Below are 24,491 nucleotides of genomic sequence, written 5' to 3'. Positions count from 1 at the left end.
TGTACTGTTTTTTAAATATTACTCAGGTTCCTGACCTAACATAAATGTAAATTTAAACGCACTTTTGATCGGCTCACCGGCTTTTATTCTATCAAGCCCTATACCATAGTCAAATCCCAACAGTCCAAACATTGGCAAGAAGAAACGCATCCCCACACCAGCTGAACGTCTTAACTTAAACGGGTTATATTCTTTAAACTTATACCATCCGTTAGCCGCTTCAAAGAAGGCCAGCCCGTAAATTGTGCTGCTTGGGTTGGTGCTGAACGGATACCTTAGTTCCAACGTATATTTATTGAAAATAGTAAAAAATTCTGACGGAGTTACATTATCAGGATTTACTTTGGTATTAGAATTAGAATAAACCGGATACCCTCTGTGTGCTATGATATCATATCCAAGTAAAGCAAAATTATTACTCAACCCGGCATCTCCCAATTGAAAACGCTCAAAAGGAGAGATTTCTTTATCCTTATTATACTTACCAATGAACCCGAATTTAGCCGAGGCCTTTAAGATGAATTGCTTACTCTTATCTTCCCCATGCCCCATTCCAATTGGCACATAATATTCTCCGTTAAATCTCCATTTATGAAATTCAGGAAATTTGTATTGATTGTCGCTCGGATTGGTAATCCCCATCAAAGAATACGGTAAGGTAAACTGACCACTTACTACAAAATTAGAACCGCCGGTTGGGAAGATTGGATTTCCCTGAGTAGCACTTCGTGCTAAGGCTATCTTCAAACTAACATTAGTAGATGTTCCATTACTGATACCATTGAAAATATTCGAATAATTCTTGAGTTTGTATTGTTGCAGGTTAAATGAATAGATCAAAGAAAAATAATCATCAGGCCATTTCAATTGTTTACCCAACGACACCCCTACTCCGATCGTTTTTATATAAGAGGTATCTCCACATGATCTGCAATAAGACCCTGTATATGAATCATACGCATTTGCATATTTGGTATTGAAAAAGCTAACCGTAAATGCATTCCGTTTTTTTCCGCCTAACCAAGGTTCAGTAAATGAAAAATTATATGACCTGTACGCTTTACCGTTAGATTGAATTCTGGCACTTAGTTTTTGTCCATCTCCTGAAGGTAATGGATCCCAGGTAGATTTTTTAAGTATATTATTAATAGAGAAATTGTTAAACGTGATCCCCAATGTTCCGGTTAAACCAATACCACCACCAAAACCTGCAGAAAGCTCTAACTGGTCATTCGATTTCTCTTCTACATTCCAACCAATATCAACAGTTCCGTTATCAGCATTTGGCACTACATTAGGAGTAGTTTTTTCCGGATTAAAAAATCCTAATTGCCCTAACTCTCTTTGCGTTCTGATAATATCTGCCCGGCTGAATTTTTCTCCCGGTATTGTCCTTAATTCACGACGGATAACATAGTCTTTTGTTTTGTCATTTCCTGCTATGCTGATATTTCCGATAGTGGCTTGAGGTCCCTCCATCATTCTTATTTCAAAATCGATGGTATCATTATATACAGATGTTTCGACAGGATCTATTCTGAAAAACAAATACCCATCATCCATGTATAAACTACTGATATCTCCACCTTCCGCAGATAATTGTTTACCCAATCTTTTGTTTAATAATTCAAGATTATAAACATCTCCTTTCTTTATTCCCAATAAAACATTTAAGATAGAATCAGAATATTTGGTGTTGCCTCTCCATTCGATATTACCGAAATAATATTGATGGCCTTCGCTTACTTTAATGTCAACATCCAAATTCCCTTTGTTGTTGTACACCTGAGTATCAGCAACGATCATCGCATCTCTATACCCTTGAGCATTATAGTAATCTAATAAGTGTTCTTTGTCTTCCTGGTATTTTTCAGTATTAAATTTTGCTCCGCTGAATAATTTGAATCTGAAGTAGGGATCAATAAATTCTTTTGTTTTTGAGATTGACAAAAATCCCATCTCACTCAAATATTGTTTAGCAGTTAATTTAGAATTTTTAGCTCCGTATGGGCTAACATATTTTGGAGGGTAAAGTGTGATCCTTGTCATTTCCTTTGTCCCTTTCATTTGCTTTTTAAGCTTTGCGTCAGACACCATTTCATTACCGGAAAAGTTAAGTGAGTTTACTTTTACTTTCTTTCCTTTATTAATATAAAATGTAAGAGACACCGCATTTGCTACTGCAGGTACAGTTTCTTCTTTTATCTCAACGGTAACATTTCTGTAGCCCTTATCAGCATAAAATTTATTAATGATCTCTACTGCACTCAACTTCATGTTCTCTGTGACTACTCTGTCTCTTGAAAGACCTACTTTCCCTTCCAGATCATCTTGCTCTCCTTTTTTAACCCCTATAAATTTGAATTCAGCCAATCGAGGTCTTTCTCTAACAGCAATTTCAATATCGATATCTTTTCCAGATAGTTTAGTAATAAAGATCTGAACATCAGCAATAAGATTTTGACGCCAAAGTTTACCAATCGCTTTGCTGAAAGCATCTGTTCCGGGAATTTGAACTTTGTCACCAATAGCTAACCCCGAAATGGAAATGATCAAATTTGGATCAAAGGCTTCTGTGCCTGTGACTGTGATGTTTGCAATTGTATATTCTACGGGAAGTTTTGCATTGAATATTTCTAACAACTTAGGGTCAGCGGATACCGGTTGGGTGGTATCTGAAACATTTCCAGCTTTAACTGATATGCCAATAAAAATTAATATTACAATAAGAAAAGTGTTCCGGTAAATACGCTGCATCAATTGGTTTTTTACGGTCGGCAAATTAAGCCCAATAATTAAAACTATTTGTTAAACATCTAATTACACAATAATATTACAAAAAAACGTACTGTAATATTAACTGTGTGCTATTTCATCCTGTTGTTGAATCTGGTCTCCGGTTTTGCCAAAACGCCTTTCCCTTCCCTGAAAATCAATAATTGCCTCATACAGGTTTTCTTTTCTGAAATCTGGCCATCTGGTATTGGTAAAATACAGTTCGGCATAAGCTAATTGGTACAGCAGGAAATTACTGATGCGGTACTCTCCGCTGGTTCTGATCATTAATTCCGGATCCGGAAAATCACTGGTAGAAAGGTATTGTTGTAAGGTTTCCTGCGAAATATCAGTTGATGCTAATTTACCGGCCTCAACATCTTTCGCAATATTTTTTACCGCATTTACCAATTCCCAACGGCTGCTATAACTCAATGCCATCACAAGGTTAAGCCCTGTATTTGCCGATGTTTCTGCTAATGCTTCATTCAATTCCCTTTTAGCAGAGTCGGGCAACATACCCATATCCCCGATTACATGTAACCTGATATTATTTTTATTTAAGGTTGGTACTTCTTTACGAATCGTATCAACCAACAATTCCATCAATCCTGACACTTCGTATTCAGGCCTGTCCCAGTTTTCTGTACTGAATGCATACAGGGTAAGATACTCGATGCCTAATTCGGCTGATCCTTCCACAATGTTTCGTACACTTTCCACCCCGTGGAAATGGCCGAAAAGCCTGTCCTGTCCTTGTTCTTTTGCCCATCTGCCATTCCCATCCATGATGATGGCAATATGCTTAGGAAGTCGCTTTATATCTATGGTATCTTTTAAACTCATACAAACAATTGGCTAAATGCCAAACTAGGGTTGCAAAAGTAATAAAATTTAGTTGGAATAAGGCTTTGAGGAAAAATGAGCTGTTAAATAATACAAAAAAGACCGCCTGAGCCCAGGCGGTCTTTGAATGATATACTTCTGCTGAGGAGACCTGGACCTACTCCTGCTCCTTCTTCTTGGCGATCTCTTCCAAAAGTTTTAGCCCCAACAAACCACTGATAGGCCCGTTGGCACCATCTCCACTTCCGCCACCAATCAACACATCTGGCATGATCTTGATATTTTGGGCCCCAATGGCTTCCATCACTTTTAATTGTGTAAAATTGTTGCCCCCCATGGCTTCGACCGATAATTTATAAGATTCTGCGTTTGATTTACCAATGGCAAGGATCTTTTCCGCTTCGGCATTACCAGTTAATGATATCTGCTCGGCATTGGCTTTGGCTAATAATTCAATTTGTTCGGCATTGGCTTTTGCCAATACCCTGATCCTTTCTGCATCCCCATTCGCCAGCAATTTCAGCCTGTCTGCTTCTGCTGTACTTTGTAAACGAACACTATTTGCCTCACCGGTTGCCTTTTTAACCGACGCATCTGCCACTCTTTCTGCAATCAATACGCCCTGGTCAGCTTTTACAATCTCCTTCTGAATATCTGCAATGGCCGTTTCCTTTTCCAGGCTTTGCCTGGTTGATTGCGCCTTCATCTCTGTTTCATATGTTACTTTTTGTTCTTCGGCAATCTTACGATCGGTCAATGTTTTCATCAAACTTTCCGGCGGCACGATATCTCCAATCAATGTATCTACCCCAAATACATTATACTGATCCAGCACCTCTCCAATATGCATTTTAGCAGAGCTTTGTCTTTCTTTACGTGTACCTAAGAACGCAATCACATCACTGTCCTGCGCTGAGTTTCTGAAATAGTTACCAATGGTAGGTTCGAGCACCTGACTTACCAGGTTATTCATATTACCAAAACGTGCAATTACTTTAGGTGCCTCAGTTGTAGGGATATGGATGATCTGGGATACATCCAGGTTAAAAGGGAACCCATCTCTACTACGTACAGTAATAGTTGACAGATGTTTATCCAACTGATGACTTTCGCTACGTGCATTCGCCCAGTTCAACACCAGGTTGGTGGTAGGCACCAATTCAACCTTCATAATAAAAGGATTGATCGGATACTTACCAGGACCTAACGGTTCTGCCCAAACGCCTTTCTGCCCTTTAGATACAATATTACCATGTTTGAATTCAGATCCGCTCAAGTCAATGCCCTCAGCTCCTACATAGCTGATCACTACACCAACATGGCCAATCGGTATTTCCATCATGTTTACCATATCTACTTTGGCAAACCACGGATTAAGGAAATAGGTTCCCGCCAAAACTACCTGCTCCTGCAACCCTTTATAACCACCATTTTTCATGAAAGCATCCACATCCTGAAACTTGTTATGGCCTTCCACGATCTTACCAGCAATCTGTCCTTCTTCCAATGGCATACCTTCCTGGGTAGTTACCACACCTACCGCATTATCAGGAATTGAGGTCATATCTGTCATGATCACTTCAAACAAAAAAGTATTGATACGATAAGAACCCGGTGTAATAATAGCCGTTTGACGACCTTTTCGTCCTCCGTTTTTTAAAAAATCAACAGCATTCTGAAAACTATCACATTCTACTTTTCTACCTAAGATAGAACCCGTCTCCAATTCGGCTCCATCTTTTGCCAACACTAATCCCAGCTGCCCTGTTGGTATGATAGTGAAAGATTGAAAAGTGATCTCATATTGCCATATCCATTTCCCAAAATAAATACCCGGAGGTAATGTCTGCGCCTGAAAGCCGGCTTCGCCTTCTGTAGCAACGATACGTCCTTCGGGTAATTGCTGCTTTCCGAAGAGAACGAATTTTTTTGTTACTAGTCCAATCTTATCTTCAGGCACTATTACTACGCCAAAGAAAACCCTTAAAATAAATTTGTAAAATAAGAGTACAAATAAGGGGATGCCGATTATCAATCCCCATTTGATAAGTTCATGTGATTCCATGTTTAGTTGGTTTTATAAATGAAAATAAAGAATAGTAGCCTATCCGCCGTAAATAAATTATCACTAGTAATGAACATTTAATACAGCAGATAAAATACAGAGATGTTGTGGTAATGATCTATGCTTTTGGAGGAGAAGTATTGAAGTGGGTGAGAATATAATCTCCTAAGAAAAAAACGACCTTTTTAGTTTTGCGTTTCATGTTTTGGTTGCTTAATTGCAGATATAAAGATCATACTAAAAAAATAATTTTAAAAGATAATCCGGGATGAACGGCAAAAATGATTCAATATCTGCAATAGTAATTTGATAAACTGTTTTTGGTAACTTTACCGCAGCAAAAATTATAAACTTTATACATGACCGATACTTCCCAAACTTTTATAGCCAAAAGCATTATTAAAGCAGCTGATCTGGATCATCGCAGAAAGATCAACTTTAATATTGGCAAGTACAATGAGAAAGTACCGGAAGGCAAAGAACAGTTTGCGGATGTTCATTTGGTTCGTGAAAGAGCTAAGAATATTAAATGGCGGGCAATTGAAACATTGGATCAGCAACTGGAAGAATTTGAACTTAATTTTTCTAAACGTGGTGGTAAAGTAATCTGGGCCGAAACTGCACAGCAGGCGATTGACGAAATACTGGCGATCTGCAAAGAAAAGAATTGCAGAACGTTGGTAAAGAGTAAAAGCATGGTTACTGAAGAAATTCACCTGAATGATGCTTTAGAGAAAAATGGCATTGAAAGTATTGAAACGGATCTGGGGGAATATATTCAGCAATTAGATGGCGAAGCCCCTTACCATATTGTAACTCCAGCCATGCATAAAAGCAAAGAAGATGTTGCCAGGCTATTCAGTCAAAAATTAGGTACACCGGCAAACCTTAGTCCGCAGGAGTTGACCCTGGTAGCCAGAGATATTCTTAGAAAAAAATATACCCGGGCAGAAGTTGGGGTAACCGGCGCAAATTTTATCATCAGTGATATTGGCGCCATTGCAGTTACTGAAAACGAAGGAAATGCAAGATTGAGCTGTTCATTTCCGAAAACACATATTGTGATAGTTGGTATTGAAAAAATGATTCCGTCTTTAACAGACCTTGGATTATTCTGGCCCTTGTTATCTACTTTTGGTACAGGACAAAAGGTGACCGTATACAATACTATCGTTACAGGGCCAAGTCAAGCAAATGAATCAGACGGCCCCGAAGAAATGTATGTGATATTGCTCGATAACGGCAGAACAAATATTTTACAAAACCCCAAACAAAGAGAAAGCCTGTACTGCATTCGCTGCGGCGCTTGCCTGAATGCCTGCCCCGTTTATAAAAACATTGGTGGACACAGTTATGGCGCCACCTACAGCGGCCCTATCGGCAGTGTAATCACCCCACACCTAAGCGGAATGGACGAATATAAGCATCTAAGTTACGCCTCGTCGTTATGCGGAAATTGCACCGAGGTTTGTGCGGTAAAAATTAATTTACATGAACTACTGTTGGAAAATAGAAAAGAAAGCGTAGAAGAAGGGCTGACTACTTTCAGTGAAAAGATGGCCTGGAAAGTTTGGAAGATAGCTTCGCTAAAAAGAGGACTAATGAACATGGGAAATGGCAATCTAAAAAACAAAGTAGTGAATGGCTTGTTTAAAGGCTGGAAAGAAAGCAGAAGTGATCTTCATTTCAGTCCAAAAACATTTAATGAAATGTGGAAGGATATGCACAAAACAAAATAATGGTTTTAGTTTACGCTCATAACACATCAGCCCGGCTATCTTATATCTGCTCTTTCATTTTTAAAGAATTAATGGGAGTAGATATTGCTATTACAACACATATTACTTCCTTTAAAAACCATACTGGTATAAAAATAAATTACTCATCAAGACGTATTGTTGATGATGAAATATTTATCAGAAGCACTAATTTATTGTTTGAAAAAGATATCAGAGAGCAACAAATAGAGTGTTTTGAAATCAAGAGCTATAAAGCTTTTTTTCAAATATCTGAGAGCGACTGGTCTTTCGATATTTTTGCAGCAGCATTTTATTTACTCAGCCGGTATGAAGAATATCTGCCACACTCAAAAGATGAATATGGCAGATACGGCCACAAAAATTCAATCGCATTTAAAGAAGATTTTTTACATCTTCCTTTGATCAATATCTGGGTAAAGGATTTTGCAGATGCGATACAAAAAAAATATCCAATATTCAATATCCAATATTCAACATTCAAATTTGTGCCAACCTACGATATTGATATTGCTTACTCTTACAAGCATAAAGGATTTTCACGAAATATCGGAGGATTTTTAAGATCGCCTTCCTTTACAAGACTTCTTGTTTTACTTCGTTTAAGAAAAGACCCTTTTGATACATTTGATAAATTGGATGCGTTACATCAACAATATAATTTACAACCAATTTATTTTTTCTTGTTGGCACAAAAGAATGGCGTGTACGATAAAAACATTTTACCACATACAAAAGCAATGCAGAAACTTGTAAAAAACATTGCTTCGAAATACATAGCCGGTATTCACCCCAGTTGGCAAAGCGGTGATGATATTTCTTTACTAAAAGAAGAGGTTGGTAAATTTAATGCGTTGATCCAGACTACTGATAATGTTTCGACCCGAAGCCGGCAGCATTATATACGTTTCAATTTGCCGGAGGGTTACACTCGATTAATTGATGTTGGTATAACTGATGACCATAGTATGGGATATGGATCTATCAATGGTTTCAGAGCATCTACAGCAACTCCTTTTTACTGGTTTGATCTTTCAACAAACAAACGAACAGACCTCCGCATTCATCCTTTCTGCTATATGGAAGCAAATAGTTTTTACGAACAAAAACTAACCCCTGTACAGGCACTTGAAGAATTAAAACACTATTATTCAATTTGTAAAAATGTAAACGGAACATTCATTACCGTTTTCCACAATCACATGATAGGGCGTGATAAGTTATTTACGGGCTGGGGCGAAATGTACGAGCAGTTTTTACAACAAATGAAAGAATGATTGTCATGATGCTGAGACGCTTTTTCTAAAGCTGCTATTTACTAGATACACGCCGAGCAATGCCAGCAGTCCGCCTGCAATTATAAAAATGGTTATTTTTTCATCCAACACAAAAGCACCTAATAATACAGCTACGATCGGATTGATGTATGCATATACAGATGTCAGCGATATCGGCAAATGTTTTAAAGCATAGATATACGCAACGAAAGTGGCCGTTGATCCAATAGTGATCAGATATAAAATTGACCACCATACTTTAGAAGGAATCGCAGACAATTCAATCGCATTTCCGCTTGCATATGCATAACTTAAAAACACCAGACTAGAAATGGTCATTTGTATCCCTATTCCAAAATACGGATTGAAGTCTTTAGCATTTTTTTGTGTAAACAACGTGCCGAAAGCCCAGGCAACAGATGCGATCAACGACAACATAATTCCAAAACGAAAATCAACATTAAAAAAATCCTGAATGTGCTCATAAAAAATAACACATACACCACCAAAGCCAAGCAGTATACCAATTAAAGCCATCAAAGGAATTCTTTTTCCCTGAAACATAGTGATGATTACCAGCCATAGCGGAAATATTGCACCAATAATAGCACCCAATCCACTAGGGATATATCTTACAGCCCAAATAACAAAACCGTTGCTGATCATAAAATTCAGGCAACTCATTATTAGAATAATAAACCATTGCTTTCCTTTTGGCAGGGATTCTTTTTTAAAAAGAAAAAATGAAACAAACATCAATCCGCCTAATAATTGCCGAAAGCCAATCATTTGTAGAGCAGGCATATTGGATACGGCAACCTTTGACGCCAGCCATGTTGTACCCCAAAAAATGCTTACCCAGGCAAGTGCAAAGTAGGCTTTACCTCTGGGCCCCTTAAAAGGGGAATTGGACAACATTTGATCGGGGAAATTTTTCATTAACAATTCACTTATAAAAAGCGAAGTTAATGTTTAAAATGCCTGAGGCCTGTAATGACCATCGCTAAATTATTTTGTTTACAATATTCGATGCTGTCATTATCTCTAATAGAACCGCCAGGTTGTATAAACGCAGTAATGCCGGCGGCATGTGAAATTTTTACACAATCGTCAAAAGGGAAAAAAGCATCACTTGCCAATACAGCATCTTTCAAATCAAAATTAAATTGCTTTGCTTTTTCTATAGATTGACGAAGAGAATCGATACGTGAAGTTTGTCCGCAACCTTTACCGATGAGCTGCTTGTTTTTTACTAAAGCAATAGAATTGCTTTTTAAATGTTTGGCAATAATATTTGCAAAAGCCAAATCTTCTTTTTCAGACGCAGTAGTTTCTCTGCCACCTACTTCTTTCCATTCTGTAAAATTACCCACATCATTTTGTTGAGTCAATATTCCATTTAATACAGACTTATATTGATGCGTTGTTGACAATCCTGATTTTTGTTTCAATAGAATTCTGTTCTTCTTTGTTTGAAGAATAGTCAAAGCATCTGCATCAAATGAAGGAGCGATCAACACTTCAAAAAATATTTCATTGATAGCTTCTGCCGTTGCTTTATCAACTGTTGCATTACAAACCAATACACCGCCGAAGGCGCTTTCAGGATCACCTGCTAGTGCTGCATCCCAGCTTTCTTTCAACGTTCCTCTTTGTGCAACGCCGCAAACATTGGTATGTTTAATGATTGCAAATGTTGTAGATGTTACTTCAGCAATTAATTGTACTGCAGCATCAACATCTACCAAATTATTATAAGATAACTCTTTGCCATGTAGCTTATCAAATATTTCATTTTGATTGCCGTAAAAAACCCCTTGTTGATGAGGATTTTCTCCGTAACGTAATATTGTTTTTTCTTTATTGAAAGGATTATCAAAATTAGTTTGGTTGAAATAATTAGAAATAGCCAGATCATATCCTGTACAAACATCAAATGCTTTAATGGCAAATGCTCTACGTTGATCTAATGTCGTTTCACCGTTTTGAGATTTTAAAATTTCTTCTAATAATGAGTAATCTTTTTTTGCAGCAACCACTACCACATCTTTGTGATTTTTTGCAGCAGCACGTATCATGCTCGGACCACCAATATCTATTTTCTCAATAATTAATTTTTCATCGTTTGTAGATGCAACAGTTTCTTCAAACGGATACAGATCTACAATTACCAGATCAATTTCCGGAATGTTGAATTGCTTCATTTCATCAACATGTTGAGCATCATCTCTTTTACCTAAGATGCCACCGAATACAGCAGGATGTAAAGTTTTTACTCTTCCGCCTAAGATAGATGGATAAGTAGTTAATGACTCAACTGGAACACAAGAGACATTTAGGTCTTCAATAAATTTTTGTGTGCCGCCGGTTGAATAAATTTTAACACCAAGTCTATTTAACTCTCGTACAATATTCTCCAACCCATCTTTGTAAAAAACTGAAATTAACGCTGATTGTATCTTTTTTTGCATGTTGTGTGAGGTAATTATAGCTCCAAAATGAACGCTCCTTGTTGAGGAACTGAATAATTTTGCAAATGTAATCTTTCACAATCTTTTTTCCATTTTTCAATTTTCCACAAACTGTTCGACGCATCAAAAATAATTTGCTTACAATTGAAAACATTGGTCAGTTGTGGAATGTAGAGCTTTGGACTTTTTGAAATAATTATTATATCAACATTAATTTTTTCTTGTGGCACTTCAAAAGAAATCGATTTATCGATCAATAAAATCTTTTTATTACCAAATTGATAGAACAAATCCTGAGCAGTGAAAATATTTTTTACAGAATCAACTTGCTTATTCAACTGCATTTGTATTCTGCCGGGTTTTAAATGAAAATTTTGCAGCATTCCGTCAGCTAACAAAGCAGAATCTCCTACAAATTGATAATTATTACCTTCAACAAAATCTATTGCCTGATGTTGTGGTACATTATATACAATTAATTTGTGTTGGTTAGCAATTTGCCATTTCCCATACACCTGTGCAATTGTAAAAGTCAGCAAACAAAACAAGGAGATTTCTAATAATTGTTTATTCTTATTTAGTAACCATACAGCTAAACAAATAACCACTATATATAACGACCACGTAGTGAATACAGTTGCAGGGATTCTATCCCATACGGCAAAAGGTATATCATTAACTGAAAGAATAATTTTATTCATCAACCAAACAAGCCATGCAACTGCCTTTCCTAAATATATTCCAACAAATGGAATCCATGCTAAAGCGACCAATCCTATTTCTGTAAATAATATTATAGTAGATAAAGGCACTGCAATAATATTAGTGATCAAAAACAAATTCGGAAACTGATGAAAATAATAAATGCAAATTGGGAAAGTCAATATTTGTGCTGCCAATGAAACTGCAGCCAATTGCCAAACTTTATCTATCCATTTATTTTTTACATAGAATAAATTATAAATAGGTTTTTGAAAAACAATAATTCCAACTACTGCTAAGTAAGATAACTGAAAACCTACATCCCACAAATAATATGGATTGTAACATAGCATTACAAATGCTGACGCCGCTAATGAATTATAAATAGATGCTTGTCTGAAAAATGTTTTTCCAACAGTAATAAAACTAAACATTACTGCAGAGCGTAAAACAGATGCTGAACCTCCTGTAAGAATTGAGAACAACCACAAACAGGATAACATCAATACAACCTGAGTGATTTTCGATTTTTTTATTAGTGGTGTTCTTGCAAAGATCCATACCAGCATAACATATATCAAACCGAGGTGCATCCCGGATATTGCAATGATATGCACTACGCCTGTATTGCTGTAAGCCTGCACCAGATCCTTATCAAGATCATTTGTATAACCAATCAACAAGGCTTCGGCTATTCCTAATTCATTGGTATTAGCACCAACAGTTTTCTCAAGCGTTGCTAAAATTTTATCTGTTGCCGAAAAAATAAATTGATTAAACCAATTCACCTTTGTCTCTTTCAATTTAACCCAATCTTTATCTTTTAAAAATACATTGTGAAAAGTTTGTTGAAAGGCAGCATACCGTTCATAATTGAATGCACCAGGGTTACCTGAGTTTTTTATCGCTTGTAAATTTTTACTAATCAGAATTTTGTCGCCATAGTGTAATTGTTTTACTGAAGAGTCTTTCGAAAAATATAAAAGCAATTTTCCTTTGCCTTTTATAACAGAATCGTTTCTGATCATAGATTCTATATAACCATCTGCCTTATACGATTTTGTTTTTTCTACAATCGGTTCATTGATACACACTACCAAATAATCACTGTCATGATAATTTTGTCCATACCAATTATTGGTATGCCGTATATCTTTTTGCCAGGTGATAAATAATCCAAAATTTATCAATATCAGATTAAGCAATAAGCCCTGCAATGATTGAAGTTTAAATCTTACCCCAATTGGCAAAAAATAAAACAATAAATAAGCTGTGGTAAAACAAACAATGCTGATACAAATGATAGTCAATGGAATTTGCAGATACCATTCTAATAATATTCCTGCAATGAATGGTAACAGCAGACGCAGGAACGGCGCTGTTTTCCAAATGGGTATATTAAGTCGCTTCATGATGATGTTATTAAAAAGCCTAACAATCAATCATAGGAAGGTTATTGTAAGATAATAATTTTATGCTACATGAATATTTTTGACAGTATATAATTTTAGAAATACAAATATTTAAGTTGCCAAGGCCAGTATGGCCGATAATTTGGTAGAAATATTTAACATGATTCTAAGCTCTGTAGGAGCGACATTTTTAAACCCCCTCTAATGTTAATCATAAAACTCAAAGATATATTTATCGTTGTATTCTACTTCAAAATCGTTTAACATTTTTATGTATTCGTCGCTAAATGTTTTGACTTTATGATGTTCTTCTTGAGTCATAATGTAATTTATAACTACATCTCTTTGACTTTTTGAATGTGAAAATGCACCATAACCAGATTGCCATTGAAATTTTCCTTTTACAAACTGCTTTTCATTAATCCATTTACTACTATTTGCTTTTACAATACTCATAAAATCAGCAATGGTTGTTGTCATCGGCAAGCCGAAAAAAATATGTACATGATCTATCCAACCACCTACAGCTAAAGACTTAGCACCATTGCCTGTGATAATGCCCGAAATATATTTATGTAAATCATCTCGCCAATTACATGCAATTAAATTTTCTCTACCTTTTACAGAAAAAACAGCGTGAATAAAAACTTGCGAATATGTATTAGCCATAACAGGATTGATTAAAATGTCGCCCCTTCGGGGCTCAATAAGATTTTACAAAACTTCTTCTACCAAAATATTGGCCCTATGGGCCTTTGCCAGATTAAAAAACTATTAGATACACTCAATTATATTTATTGAGGCATTCTCGGGCTATACTCCTCTTTAATAATTTCTCCATTCTGTGCATCTATTTCTAAAATTCCTATATCGCCTCCATTTTTGACTTCAAAAAATCTCCAATAATATTGAATCCCAACATATTCTTTAGTTTGTTTTGATGAGCTAAATATACTTTCTAATTGACATTCGAGAGTTGGCTCAAATTCAAATCCTTTTTGTCTACCTAATTTTATAGCCATATCCAAACTAAATTTTAAATTCCCCTCAAAATGTTTTTTAAATCCTCTGATTAATGCTGGACGAGTACCTATTGGACAACCAAACTCACTTCTTACTAAACCTCCAGAACTATCAATTGATAAGTCGAAATTTCCAATTACTCTCTTCTTGTCTAAAACATAGTAATAAAGTTCATAACAGGTATCTACACCTAATCCTCTGTATTCTTTTGGTTTAGAAGAATATCGTGGAATTATTACTTTAGTAGAAAGTGAACAGTCAAACCAAATGTTTTTCGCAACCGACCTACCTACAATTGAAATAATATATTTTTCAGCACTTTTCAATGCTTTAAAATCTTTCTCTATTCTTGGATTTACTTTTCTACTATGGAATTTGCAATTAGAAGTATCGAGATTGATATAATTGGGAGTTTGACCAATTAACTTAAATGGACTTATGAAGATGGAAAGTAAAAATGTAAAGTATACTAGTTTCATGAAATTTTAAGATATTAGATTATATTTCAAGATAATTAATATCTTATACTGTACAAAAAAATATTATATTAAATTATTTCATCTGCTTTTTGATCATCTCCGTAAACACCAACGCTGCTTTTTTTCGATAGCTCTCTTTCGGCCAAGTAATAGAAGCCTGGCTTACAATATTCAAACCTTTAACAGGAATGGCCTTCAATGTGTGCCTGCCTTTTACAGCAGCAACAGTCATGACAGTGCACCAGTTACCTGTTTCAACCAATTGGAGCAATACATTAATATCATTTAATTCCATTTTTATATTTGGCTGAATATTGTTTTTCGCCAAAGCTTCATTGAGAAAATGTCGGGTATGAAAACCCGTGGAAGGAAGTACCAACGGAATGTCCTTTAGGTCTTTTATGTTGATAGAGGCTTTCTTTGATAGAATATTGGACGGATGTACCGCTAATGCCAAAGGCGAATCATATAATCGTTGAGAAATAAATTTTTCATTATCCTGCAATTCAAGAAAAGAAAGAAGAAAGTCAACTTTTGTTGACTTCAATTTATCCAGCATATCTTCTGAAGTACCAAATTCAACGATGATCTTAATGTCGGGATATAGTTCGGAAAACTGCAACAACACTGGGGTTAGTACTGCTGATAACCCGTATGTAACACCTATTCTAAGTTCGCCTATTTTTAATCCTTTCAAATCATCAATTACGAACCTACCGCTTTCTGCATCCACCAATGATTGTCGGGCATAGGGCAAAAATAAATTACCTGCTTCAGTTAAATGTACCCGTTTCCCGATCCTGTCAAATAAGGGAATCCCCAATTCGTCCTCTAACTGCTTGATCTGCTGCGATAAAGTACTCTGACTGATATACAATGTACCTGCAGCCTCAGTAAAATTGAGCAGTTCTGCTGAACGGATAAAATATCTAAGTTGTCGAAGCTCCATGATCAATCGGTTTTATCAATGATAACGATAGAAAAATACGGTTTTACAAATTTAGGAATTAAAATATATTTGTGCTCTAATTGGCGATTGATATTATGTAATTGCTGGTTTAATCGCTAAATTTGACACCCCTAATACAAAAATTATGAGTAGTACTTTATTCGACAAAGTTTGGGATGCCCACGTTGTCCGCAAAATTGAAGATGGTCCGGATGTATTTCTGATCGACCGCCATTTTATTCATGAAGTAACAAGTCCGGTGGCTTTTGTTGGATTGGAAAGCAGAGGCCTTGGTGTAATGTTCCCTGAGCGTACATTCGCAACTGCTGATCATAATACTCCGACAATCAACCAGCATTTACCGGTAAAAGACCCGTTATCTGCCAATCAGTTGAATGCTTTGGAAAAAAATTCTGCTAAATATGGCATCTCACATTGGGGCTTAGGAAATCCTAAAAACGGTATTGTACACGTAGTTGGACCTGAAAACGGTATCACTCTTCCGGGTATGACCATCGTTTGTGGTGACTCACACACTTCTACTCATGGTGCATTTGGTTGTATCGCTTTTGGTATAGGTACTTCAGAAGTTGAGATGGTATTGTCTTCTCAATGTATTATGCAGCCGAAACCTAAAAAAATGCGTATAACCATCAACGGTAGTTTAGGAAAAGGTGTTTTACCAAAAGATGTTCCTTTATATATATTATCTCAGATCAGTGCAAGTGGGGCTACCGGTTATTTCATCGAATTTGCCGGAGAGGTTTTTGAGAAAATGAGCATGGAAGGAAGAATGACTGTTTGTAATTTATCAATTGAAATGGGTGCCCGTGGCGGTATGATCGCTCCTGACGAAACCACTTTCAATTATTTAAAAGGAAAAGATCTTGCACCAAAAGGTGAAGCATGGGATAAAGCTTTAGCTTATTGGAAAACTTTGAAAACAGATGCTGATGCAACATTTGATTACGAATTAACCTATAATGCTGCAGATATTGAACCGCAAATTACTTACGGTACTAACCCAGGTTTAGGAACGGGTATCAGCAAACATATTCCAATGGCTGCTGATGTACAGGATGGTGCTGCTTCTTACAAAAAATCGTTGGAGTACATGGGTTTTCATGAAGATGAATCTATCCTTGGTAAAAAAATCGATTACGTTTTCTTGGGAAGTTGTACCAACGGACGCATTGAAGATTTCAGAGCTTTTGCATCAATCGTAAAAGGAAGAAAAAAAGCAGATAACATCACTGCATGGTTGGTTCCTGGTTCTCATGTTGTGGAATCTCAAATTAAAGAAGAAGGCATTTTAGATATTTTGAATGCAGCTGGTTTTGAATTACGTCAACCAGGTTGTTCAGCTTGTTTGGCGATGAACGATGATAAGGTTCCTGCCGGAAAATATGCGGTGAGCACCAGCAACAGAAATTTCGAAGGTCGTCAAGGCCCTAATAGCCGCACATTGTTGGCTAGCCCTTATGTGGCTGCTGCAGCTGCTGTAACTGGTGTTGTAACTGATCCGAGGGAGTTGCTTGTGTAAGGCTTTGGCTTCGGCAAACGGCTGCGGCTAGAAGAGAATACTAATTAAAGAAAATAATAAAATTAATCAAACCGAAGCCACTAAAGAAAGACCTCAGTCAAAAAGATGAGAGACTTCAGAAAGTACGAAGCATGGCAACTAAGTCATAAGTTGGTTTTGGAAATTTATTTGTTAACGAAAGACTTTCCAAACGAAGAAAAATTCGGATTGACGTCACAGATCAGAAGGTCAAGTGCTTCAATACCAACAAATTTTGCTGAAGGGTCATCAAAAACAAGTGAAAAAGATTTTACAAGATTTATTGATATAGCATTAGGTTCAGCAACGGAAGTAGATTATCAATTAGAATTAAGTAAAGACTTGAAATATATTAGTGAAGAGAAATATTTAACCTTGAACAGCAAAATAATTTCAATAAAAAAATTACTCTTTGCCTTAAGACAAAAAATATTAAAAGACATTAACAATAAAATGTAAACACGCTGTAGCCAAAAGCTGCAGCCAAAAGCAAAATTATGGCTTACGATAAATTCACAGTACTACGCTCAACAGCAGTTCCTTTACCAATTGAGAACGTAGATACAGATCAAATTATTCCTGCAAGATTTTTAAAAGCTACCAAACGTGAAGGTTTTGGTGATAATCTTTTCAGAGACTGGCGTTATAACGGTGACGATACGCCGAAAAAAGATTTCGTGTTGAACAACCCTATCTACTCCGGTAAAATTTTAGTAGGTGGTAAAAACTTTGGTAGCGGTAGCAGCCGTGAGCATGCTGCATGGGCTATTTATGACTATGGTTTCCGTTGTGTAATATCAAGCTTCTTTGCAGATATCTTCAAAGGGAACTCATTGAACATTGGTATTTTACCGGTAACAGTTAGTCCTGAATTTTTAGATAAAATTTTCAGAGCAATTGAAGCTGATCCAAAAGCAGAAATTGAAGTTGATTTACCTGCGCAAAAAGTTACGATCGTTGCAACAGGCGAAAGTGAAGGTTTTGCGATCAACACCTATAAGAAACATAATTTAACCAATGGCTTCGATGATATCGATTATTTACAAGCCATGAAAGAGGAGATAAAAGAATTCGCAGATAAAAGTCTATATTAAGCTCAAGGCTAAAAGCAGAAGGCACAAAGCTTTCAGCTTTTAGCTTTAGGCCTTAAGCTTAACCACCAATAATGAGACAGATTCAAATAATGGACACCACTCTCCGTGATGGAGAACAAACAAGTGGTGTATCCTTTTCATCGTCAGAAAAATTAACGATCGCACAATTGCTGTTGACTGAAGTAAAGGTTGACAGAATTGAGATCGCTTCTGCTAGAGTTTCTGAAGGCGAACTGGATGCTGTTAAAAAAATTACTGCGTGGGCAGATAAACAAGGGCTATTAGATAAAGTTGAAGTCTTGACTTTTGTTGATGGCGAAACATCCGTCAACTGGATGATTGACGCCGGAGCAAAAGTAATGAACCTTTTAACCAAAGGTTCTTTAAACCATCTTACACATCAATTAAAGAAAACACCGGAACAACATTTTAGTGATGTTGCAAAAGTGATCGCATTAGCAAACAGCAAAGGTTTGCAATGCAATGTTTATTTAGAAGACTGGAGTAATGGTATGCGCAACTCTAGGGAGTATGTCTTTCAATACCTGGATTTTTTATCTACACAACCTGTTAAAAGAATTTTATTACCGGATACGCTCGGCGTATTGATTCCTTCCGAAACATTTGAATACATTTCTGCGATAGTAAAAAAATATCCATCTATACATTTTGATTTTCATGCACACAATGATTATGACCTCAGTGTTGCAAATGTTTTGGAAGCGGTAAAAGCAGGCGCTCATGGTCTTCATCTTACCGTAAATGGTATGGGTGAAAGAGCAGGTAATGCTCCACTAGCAAGCGTTATTGCTGTGTTGAACGATTATCAAAAAGATGTAACAACCGGTGTTGAAGAAAAATCTTTGCACTCTGTGAGTAAACTCGTAGAGAACTTTTCAGGTTTCAGAATATCTGTGAACAAACCAATCGTTGGAGAAAATGTATTTACTCAAACTGCAGGTATTCACGCCGATGGCGATAAAAAAAATCAATTATACTTTAACGAGTTAATGCCTGAACGTTTCGGTAGACAAAGAAAATACGCTTTAGGAAAAACATCCGGCAAAGCAAATATTGAAAATAATTTACAACAGCTCGGTATACAATTATCTGACGAAGACCTAAAAAAGGTAACGCAGCGTATCATTGAATTAGGTGACAGAAAAGAAACGGTTACGCAAGCAGATCTTCCCTATATTTTGTCAGATGTATTGGATGGTGCTACTCTAGTTGAAAAAGTTAAAGTAGAAAAATATATACTAACTGTATCGAATGATTTAAAACCATATGCTACTATCAAAATAAAATTTGAAGACAATGGTTTGCATGAAGCAAGTGCTGAAGGTGATGGACAATACGATGCTTTTATGAATGCACTTAAAAAAGTGTATGCAAAAAAAGATTTAGAATTGCCTTTGCTCACGGATTACGTTGTACGCATTCCGCCGGGAGGTAAAACAGATGCGTTGTGTGAAACGATCATTACATGGAATTTAAAGGGAAGAGAATTTAAAACGAGAGGATTGGATTCGGATCAGACAATTGCAGCGATTAAGGCAACGCAAAAAATGTTGAACACTATTTAGGCCTTTGGCTGCAGCTTATGGCTACGGCCGAGCTTTTTAAAATAGAATTTTTAATTATAATAATAGGTCAAAGCTGTAGCCAAAAGCCGCAGCTGTAGCCACAAACACTTTCGAATGAAAAAACACATCGTTATCGTTCCTGGAGACGGAATCGGACAAGAAGTAACTGTTGTTGGTAAAAAAGTATTAGATAAAATTGCTGCAAAGTTTGGACATGAGTTCACTTATGATGAAGCATTGATCGGTCACGTAGCAATTGAAGCAACCGGTAATCCTTTACCTGATGAATCATTAGAAAAAATGAGAAATTCAGATGCAGTATTATTTGGTGCAGTAGGTCATCCGAAATATGATAATGATCCTTCAGCAAAAGTTCGTCCTGAACAAGGTTTGTTGAAAATGCGTAAAGAATTAGGCTTATATGCTAACCTTCGTCCGATAAAATTATTTGATGAATTGCTGAGTGCATCCAGCATCAAACCAGAAATATTAAAAGGAGCAGATATCTTATTCTTCCGTGAATTAACAGGAGATGTTTACTTCGGTGAAAGAGCAAGATCTGCTGATGGTAACACTGCTTACGATACAATGATCTACAGCAAATATGAAGTTGAACGTATTGCACGTAAAGCTTTTGATGCTGCAATGACAAGAGGTAAAAAATTAATGAGTGTAGATAAAGCGAATGTTTTAGAAAGCAGTCGTTTATGGAGAGAAACCATTTTAGAAGTGGCAAAAGATTATCCTGAGGTTCAATTAGAACATCAGTTTGTTGATGCAGCAGCGATGATCTTAATTAAAGATCCTAAACGTTTTGATGTGGTAGTAACCGGTAATTTATTTGGTGACATCTTAACAGATGAAGCTTCGCAAATTGCAGGCTCAATGGGCATGTTAGCATCTGCGTCCATCGGAGATGGGACAGGCGTTTACGAACCAATACATGGTTCTGGTCACGACATTACAGGTAAAGGCGTTGCTAACCCGATGGCTTCTGTTTTATCAGCAGCATTATTATTAGATATTTCTTTCGGCTTAAAAGCTGAAAGTGAAGCCGTGATCAATGCGGTTGACCAGGTATTGAAAGCTGGTTTCCGTACAAGGGATATTGCTGATGCTACTACGCCAGCTGACAAAATTTTAGGCACCGATGCTATTGGTGAAGAAATCCTAAGCAGAATATAGATCCTTGTAATTTTTTTATATAAAAAGTGCCGATCAGATCGGCACTTTTTATTTTGTTCTGATTACTTCTTTTGCCCCAATGGCCTTACTTTTTCCTCAAGTTCAACAATTTTTCCATTTACAATTTTAGCATCATCCATACAGATCATAGAATCAACTTTCCCTTTCATATCGGTATTGATCTGTTTATACCATAACGACACATACTCCAATTTTTTATCTTTAGAGATAACAGATTCATAATCATTCATAACGATCTTAATAGATGCAATAGCTTTCAGATCATTTGTAAACATTGATCGTAATGAGTCTTTTGAGATCTTAGCATCCATATTCCCAACTTGCCAGAGTACACTGTCTGCAAATGGCTCCAACGCCTGTTCAACATTTTTTGTTTCAAATCCTTTTAAAGACTTAAGCACCAGGGCAATATTTTTCTGATCCCCCCTATCCCAATAATCCGGAGGATGATTGGCGGGTAAATAAGCATAATCAATTTTTCCAGAGGAAGTGTCAGCTGCCGCTGTACTGTTTTCTTTTGTTGTGGCATTATTGCAACTCATCGCAAATACGGCAATGAAAGCAATCAGCATAAATTTTTTCATACGCATGTTGAGGTTTGGTTAATAAATGAATAAATATGATGGCCTTACAAAGAATGGATATTTTGCAGTAATTATGGGAGCGGATAGAGTAAGATAGAACTATTTTCTATAAAGTGCAATATTTTTGAGAGAACTAGAAAATACCTTCTATGATATAGCTGTTTCCATTCATAATCGCAGTATCTCCTTCTTTCAGTCTCATTAATTGTATGCCTAATGGTGACTGTGGCGAAAGTGCAATAACTGTTATACCCTCTATTTCCGCTTTACCTAAAGCAACACTCATGAACAAATAACCTCTATTGGTCTTGATAAGACTGCCAATCGTTACAATCGGCGCAGATATGGTTGGATTTATTTTTCCCAACACATTTTTTTGAGCTATTATCTCCTGTAATTGAGCTCGTTTGTTTGCCTGTTCTATTTGCAACATAGCTAAGGCTGTTTCATGTTTATCTCCTGCTGTACTTTTAGTTTCGTTAGTGCCACTTTCTTTCAGATCAGCCAATACCTGCTGTAGCAGCGTTATCTTCTGCTCTACTATTTGACAGTAGTGGCGATATATTTTTTGTTTTAGTATCATACTATGTACAGACAAAAATATGTTGCCAATCCGGCATTCGCTGATAAATAAATTTTTCATTACTGCTAAATATCATTGAAAATGTCTTTTATTTCTGCTTACTTTCCATTAGATTTAGGGTATAAAGTCTGGCCATAGTTTCAAGTGCTTCGGGAATATTTGTCGTTAGTATTATAAACCCTAAATCTTACCGGGATGAAATACACTGCTACAAAAAATACAGCTAAGCTAACCCATGTTTTTCTGTTATTAGCTATCACTATGTTTTCTTGCTCAAAAAGTTTTGCAACCATCGGGCTTACGGTTAATGGGCAAGCCAATGGTGCCACGTTTGAAACAGGCAATACTTTTTCATGGAGTATCAGCGGACTAACTACCGGAGCTGGTGTATCTAATCAGTTATGGATAGATATGAATGGCAACGACATCATTGATCCGGCTACTGATTTTTTATTCGTTTCCTTTAATCAAACAGATGGTGTTCCTGGTGGAAACCAAGGGCCGGGTGATGACGATGCAACTGCAAATGGCACTATCACTACTAGTATTGGAGGACTAGGCTTTCCGGTAGGCAATTATATTTTCCGAACGATCTCCGGTACAGATACGGCTACATCTACCTACTCGTTAACAGCCATCTCATCCCCTACATTTACCGTAAGCGGCAAAGTAACCAAAGATGGGAGTGGCCTGATAAATGTTGTGGTAAGTTTACAGGGGCCTGATGGCGAATATTATGTACTTACTGATAACAACGGTAATTATATTATCACAACTAAAGAAGCCTCCGGATCTAATGTAAGAGTACGTGTTCCAATGGAATCTTTCAACAGTTCTTTAAGCGGTTATGTGTTTACTCCCAATGAAGCAAGTTTCACATTAAGTTCTAATGTTTCAAATATTGATTTCACTGTTCTTGCCGGCAAAATTATCATGGGTACTGTTACTGACACAACCGGTGCTCCCATTTTTGACATGGCTGTAAATGTTTATACCCCTAATGGTGGAGGAAATAAAAATTATGATGGACGAACAGATGTAAATGGGAATTATTCTATTACAGTAGACACCGGAACCTATACTGTCCAATTTGGAAATGATCGGGAGCCTAAAGGATATCTGAGAACTTATTATAATCAAAAATACTCCAGTCAAAACGCCGATTATATTCACGTAACTGAGTTCACCGATACCATAAAAAATATCAATGCAGTTTTGAGAAAGGGTGCAGTCATAATGGGCACATTTAAAAAAGACGGGAAAAATATAAGAGGCGGAATCAATGCATATGCATATAATGTTCCGGGGCCTCCATTATATGAAGCCTATCATGACAGCACAGAAAATTTCTATTATTTATTTGTACCTCCCGGACAATACTCAATACAATTTCATGTGGACAATGGCGGAGGTGGGGGACCATCGCTGTTTTTCAACCAGACACCCAATTTTCCAGGAAGTATGGTTAACATCAACGCCCTGAGTGATACGGCAAAAAATATTAATGTTGATTTCACTTCTCCGCTCACTTATATGTTTATTGGCAATGGCAACTGGGGTAATCCTTTTAACTGGAAAGACAATTTGAGGCCGCCATTTACATTATATCCACCGGATACCATATTAATAAGCCATGTTCTCGGTGGGCAATGTATTTTAAATTATACACAACATATTTCCAACGGAGCTTCGTTGGTTGTACCTACGGGCAAAACACTTGTCGTCCCGGGATCATTGACGATACAATGATAATTTTCAGGTTTACAATTGGCAACAAAAAATCTTTGTAGGGACATCGCACAACTATATATTGAAATATATTTTTTGCAAATCAGTACGCTTTTTTACACAATAATGGATATTTTATTTCGTTTTCCTCTATTATTAAATCCATTATTATGAAAAATCAAACCTACCACACAACAGCCAAGTACAGTAGTACGCCGGAAATTACTAACGGTCAGGAAAATGTTACTATCACAGAGGATGAATTACATTTATTGGAAGATCAGTATCAAATTTTAACCAGCTTATCTTTTCCTTTCCCATAGTAGTTACATAATTAGCAAAATAAAATAGGGCTGCTTGATAGCAGCCCTATGACCTTTAGACCTATAACCC

The 24,491-nt window shown here is 36.6% G+C and carries 20 protein-coding genes; 9 read left to right on the top strand and 11 right to left on the bottom strand.

Annotation, left to right across the window (positions count from 1 at the left end; genetic code table 11):
* Window positions 1–18: 18 nt before the first annotated feature.
* The 3 genes from LK994_RS05865 to LK994_RS05855 form a co-directional block, all read right to left on the bottom strand.
* Window positions 19–2,757, bottom strand: coding sequence for a BamA/OMP85 family outer membrane protein (locus LK994_RS05865; RefSeq protein ID WP_229761962.1), 2,739 nt, complete (start codon window positions 2,755–2,757; stop codon window positions 19–21).
* Between the two features lie 99 nt (window positions 2,758–2,856).
* Window positions 2,857–3,621, bottom strand: coding sequence for an isoprenyl transferase (locus tag LK994_RS05860; RefSeq protein WP_229761961.1), 765 nt, complete (start codon window positions 3,619–3,621; stop codon window positions 2,857–2,859).
* Between the two features lie 157 nt (window positions 3,622–3,778).
* Complete coding sequence (locus LK994_RS05855) at window positions 3,779–5,686, bottom strand: SPFH domain-containing protein (RefSeq protein ID WP_229761960.1); 1,908 nt, start codon at window positions 5,684–5,686, stop codon at window positions 3,779–3,781.
* A gap of 359 nt (window positions 5,687–6,045) precedes the next feature.
* Here LK994_RS05855 and LK994_RS05850 point away from each other — a divergent pair, with 359 nt between their 5' ends.
* Window positions 6,046–7,425, top strand: a complete 1,380-nt coding sequence (locus tag LK994_RS05850; RefSeq protein WP_229761959.1) for a LutB/LldF family L-lactate oxidation iron-sulfur protein — start codon at window positions 6,046–6,048, stop codon at window positions 7,423–7,425.
* Entirely contained in the window at window positions 7,425–8,720 is a 1,296-nt protein-coding gene (locus tag LK994_RS05845) for a polysaccharide deacetylase family protein (protein ID WP_229761958.1), read from the top strand. The genes LK994_RS05850 and LK994_RS05845 overlap by 1 nt, the downstream gene beginning before the upstream one ends.
* Before the next feature lie 3 nt (window positions 8,721–8,723).
* Here the strand turns inward: LK994_RS05845 and LK994_RS05840 are convergent, their stop codons facing one another.
* The 6 genes from LK994_RS05840 to LK994_RS05815 all read right to left on the bottom strand — a co-directional run bounded on the left by LK994_RS05840 (window position 8,724) and on the right by LK994_RS05815 (window position 15,756).
* Window positions 8,724–9,638: a DMT family transporter gene (locus LK994_RS05840; protein ID WP_229762295.1), complete on the bottom strand. Its 915-nt coding sequence runs from the start codon at window positions 9,636–9,638 to the stop codon at window positions 8,724–8,726.
* Between the two features lie 47 nt (window positions 9,639–9,685).
* Window positions 9,686–11,191, bottom strand: coding sequence for a bifunctional phosphoribosylaminoimidazolecarboxamide formyltransferase/IMP cyclohydrolase (gene purH, locus LK994_RS05835; RefSeq protein WP_229761957.1), 1,506 nt, complete (start codon window positions 11,189–11,191; stop codon window positions 9,686–9,688).
* A 14-nt stretch (window positions 11,192–11,205) separates the two neighbouring features.
* A complete protein-coding gene (locus LK994_RS05830) occupies window positions 11,206–13,305 on the bottom strand; it encodes a ComEC/Rec2 family competence protein (RefSeq protein WP_229761956.1) in 2,100 nt (699 codons plus the stop codon).
* A gap of 207 nt (window positions 13,306–13,512) precedes the next feature.
* On the bottom strand, window positions 13,513–13,974 hold the full coding sequence (tnpA, locus tag LK994_RS05825) for an IS200/IS605 family transposase (RefSeq protein WP_229761955.1): 462 nt from the start codon (window positions 13,972–13,974) through the stop codon (window positions 13,513–13,515).
* Between the two features lie 125 nt (window positions 13,975–14,099).
* Window positions 14,100–14,807 carry a hypothetical protein gene (locus tag LK994_RS05820; protein ID WP_229761954.1) on the bottom strand — a complete coding sequence of 236 codons (708 nt, stop codon included), beginning with the start codon at window positions 14,805–14,807 and terminating at the stop codon, window positions 14,100–14,102.
* 73 nt (window positions 14,808–14,880) lie between these two features.
* Window positions 14,881–15,756 (bottom strand): LysR substrate-binding domain-containing protein, encoded by an 876-nt coding sequence (locus LK994_RS05815; RefSeq protein WP_229761953.1) that lies wholly within the window; start codon window positions 15,754–15,756, stop codon window positions 14,881–14,883.
* A gap of 145 nt (window positions 15,757–15,901) precedes the next feature.
* Between LK994_RS05815 and leuC the strand changes: the two genes are divergently transcribed.
* The 5 genes from leuC (at window position 15,902) to leuB (ending at window position 21,182) form a co-directional block, all read left to right on the top strand.
* Complete coding sequence (leuC, locus tag LK994_RS05810) at window positions 15,902–17,299, top strand: 3-isopropylmalate dehydratase large subunit (RefSeq protein WP_229761952.1); 1,398 nt, start codon at window positions 15,902–15,904, stop codon at window positions 17,297–17,299.
* Between the two features lie 105 nt (window positions 17,300–17,404).
* Window positions 17,405–17,776, top strand: coding sequence for a four helix bundle protein (locus tag LK994_RS05805; protein WP_229761951.1), 372 nt, complete (start codon window positions 17,405–17,407; stop codon window positions 17,774–17,776).
* 38 nt (window positions 17,777–17,814) lie between these two features.
* Entirely contained in the window at window positions 17,815–18,411 is a 597-nt protein-coding gene (gene leuD / locus LK994_RS05800; RefSeq protein ID WP_229761950.1) for a 3-isopropylmalate dehydratase small subunit, read from the top strand.
* 71 nt (window positions 18,412–18,482) lie between these two features.
* On the top strand, window positions 18,483–19,997 hold the full coding sequence (locus tag LK994_RS05795; protein ID WP_229761949.1) for an alpha-isopropylmalate synthase regulatory domain-containing protein: 1,515 nt from the start codon (window positions 18,483–18,485) through the stop codon (window positions 19,995–19,997).
* Window positions 19,998–20,111: 114 nt separating this feature from the next.
* Window positions 20,112–21,182: a 3-isopropylmalate dehydrogenase gene (gene leuB, locus LK994_RS05790; RefSeq protein ID WP_229761948.1), complete on the top strand. Its 1,071-nt coding sequence runs from the start codon at window positions 20,112–20,114 to the stop codon at window positions 21,180–21,182.
* A 62-nt stretch (window positions 21,183–21,244) separates the two neighbouring features.
* Here the strand turns inward: leuB and LK994_RS05785 are convergent, their stop codons facing one another.
* Together LK994_RS05785 and LK994_RS05780 are read right to left on the bottom strand one after the other, a co-directional pair.
* Window positions 21,245–21,787: a hypothetical protein gene (locus LK994_RS05785; RefSeq protein ID WP_229761947.1), complete on the bottom strand. Its 543-nt coding sequence runs from the start codon at window positions 21,785–21,787 to the stop codon at window positions 21,245–21,247.
* A gap of 133 nt (window positions 21,788–21,920) precedes the next feature.
* Window positions 21,921–22,430 carry a hypothetical protein gene (locus LK994_RS05780; protein WP_229761946.1) on the bottom strand — a complete coding sequence of 170 codons (510 nt, stop codon included), beginning with the start codon at window positions 22,428–22,430 and terminating at the stop codon, window positions 21,921–21,923.
* A gap of 135 nt (window positions 22,431–22,565) precedes the next feature.
* On the opposite strand from LK994_RS05780, the gene LK994_RS05775 reads away from it, so the two are divergent.
* A complete protein-coding gene (locus LK994_RS05775; protein ID WP_229761945.1) occupies window positions 22,566–24,119 on the top strand; it encodes a carboxypeptidase-like regulatory domain-containing protein in 1,554 nt (517 codons plus the stop codon).
* A 149-nt stretch (window positions 24,120–24,268) separates the two neighbouring features.
* The gene (locus LK994_RS05770; RefSeq protein ID WP_229761944.1) at window positions 24,269–24,421 is read left to right on the top strand and encodes a hypothetical protein; all 153 of its coding nucleotides are present in this window, start codon (window positions 24,269–24,271) and stop codon (window positions 24,419–24,421) included.
* Window positions 24,422–24,491: the final 70 nt, after the last annotated feature.

It is taken from the genome of Ferruginibacter lapsinanis, from assembly GCF_020783315.1.
Lineage (GTDB): Bacteria > Bacteroidota > Bacteroidia > Chitinophagales > Chitinophagaceae > Ferruginibacter > Ferruginibacter lapsinanis.
This window is presented reverse-complemented; position numbering and strand designations above follow the sequence as displayed.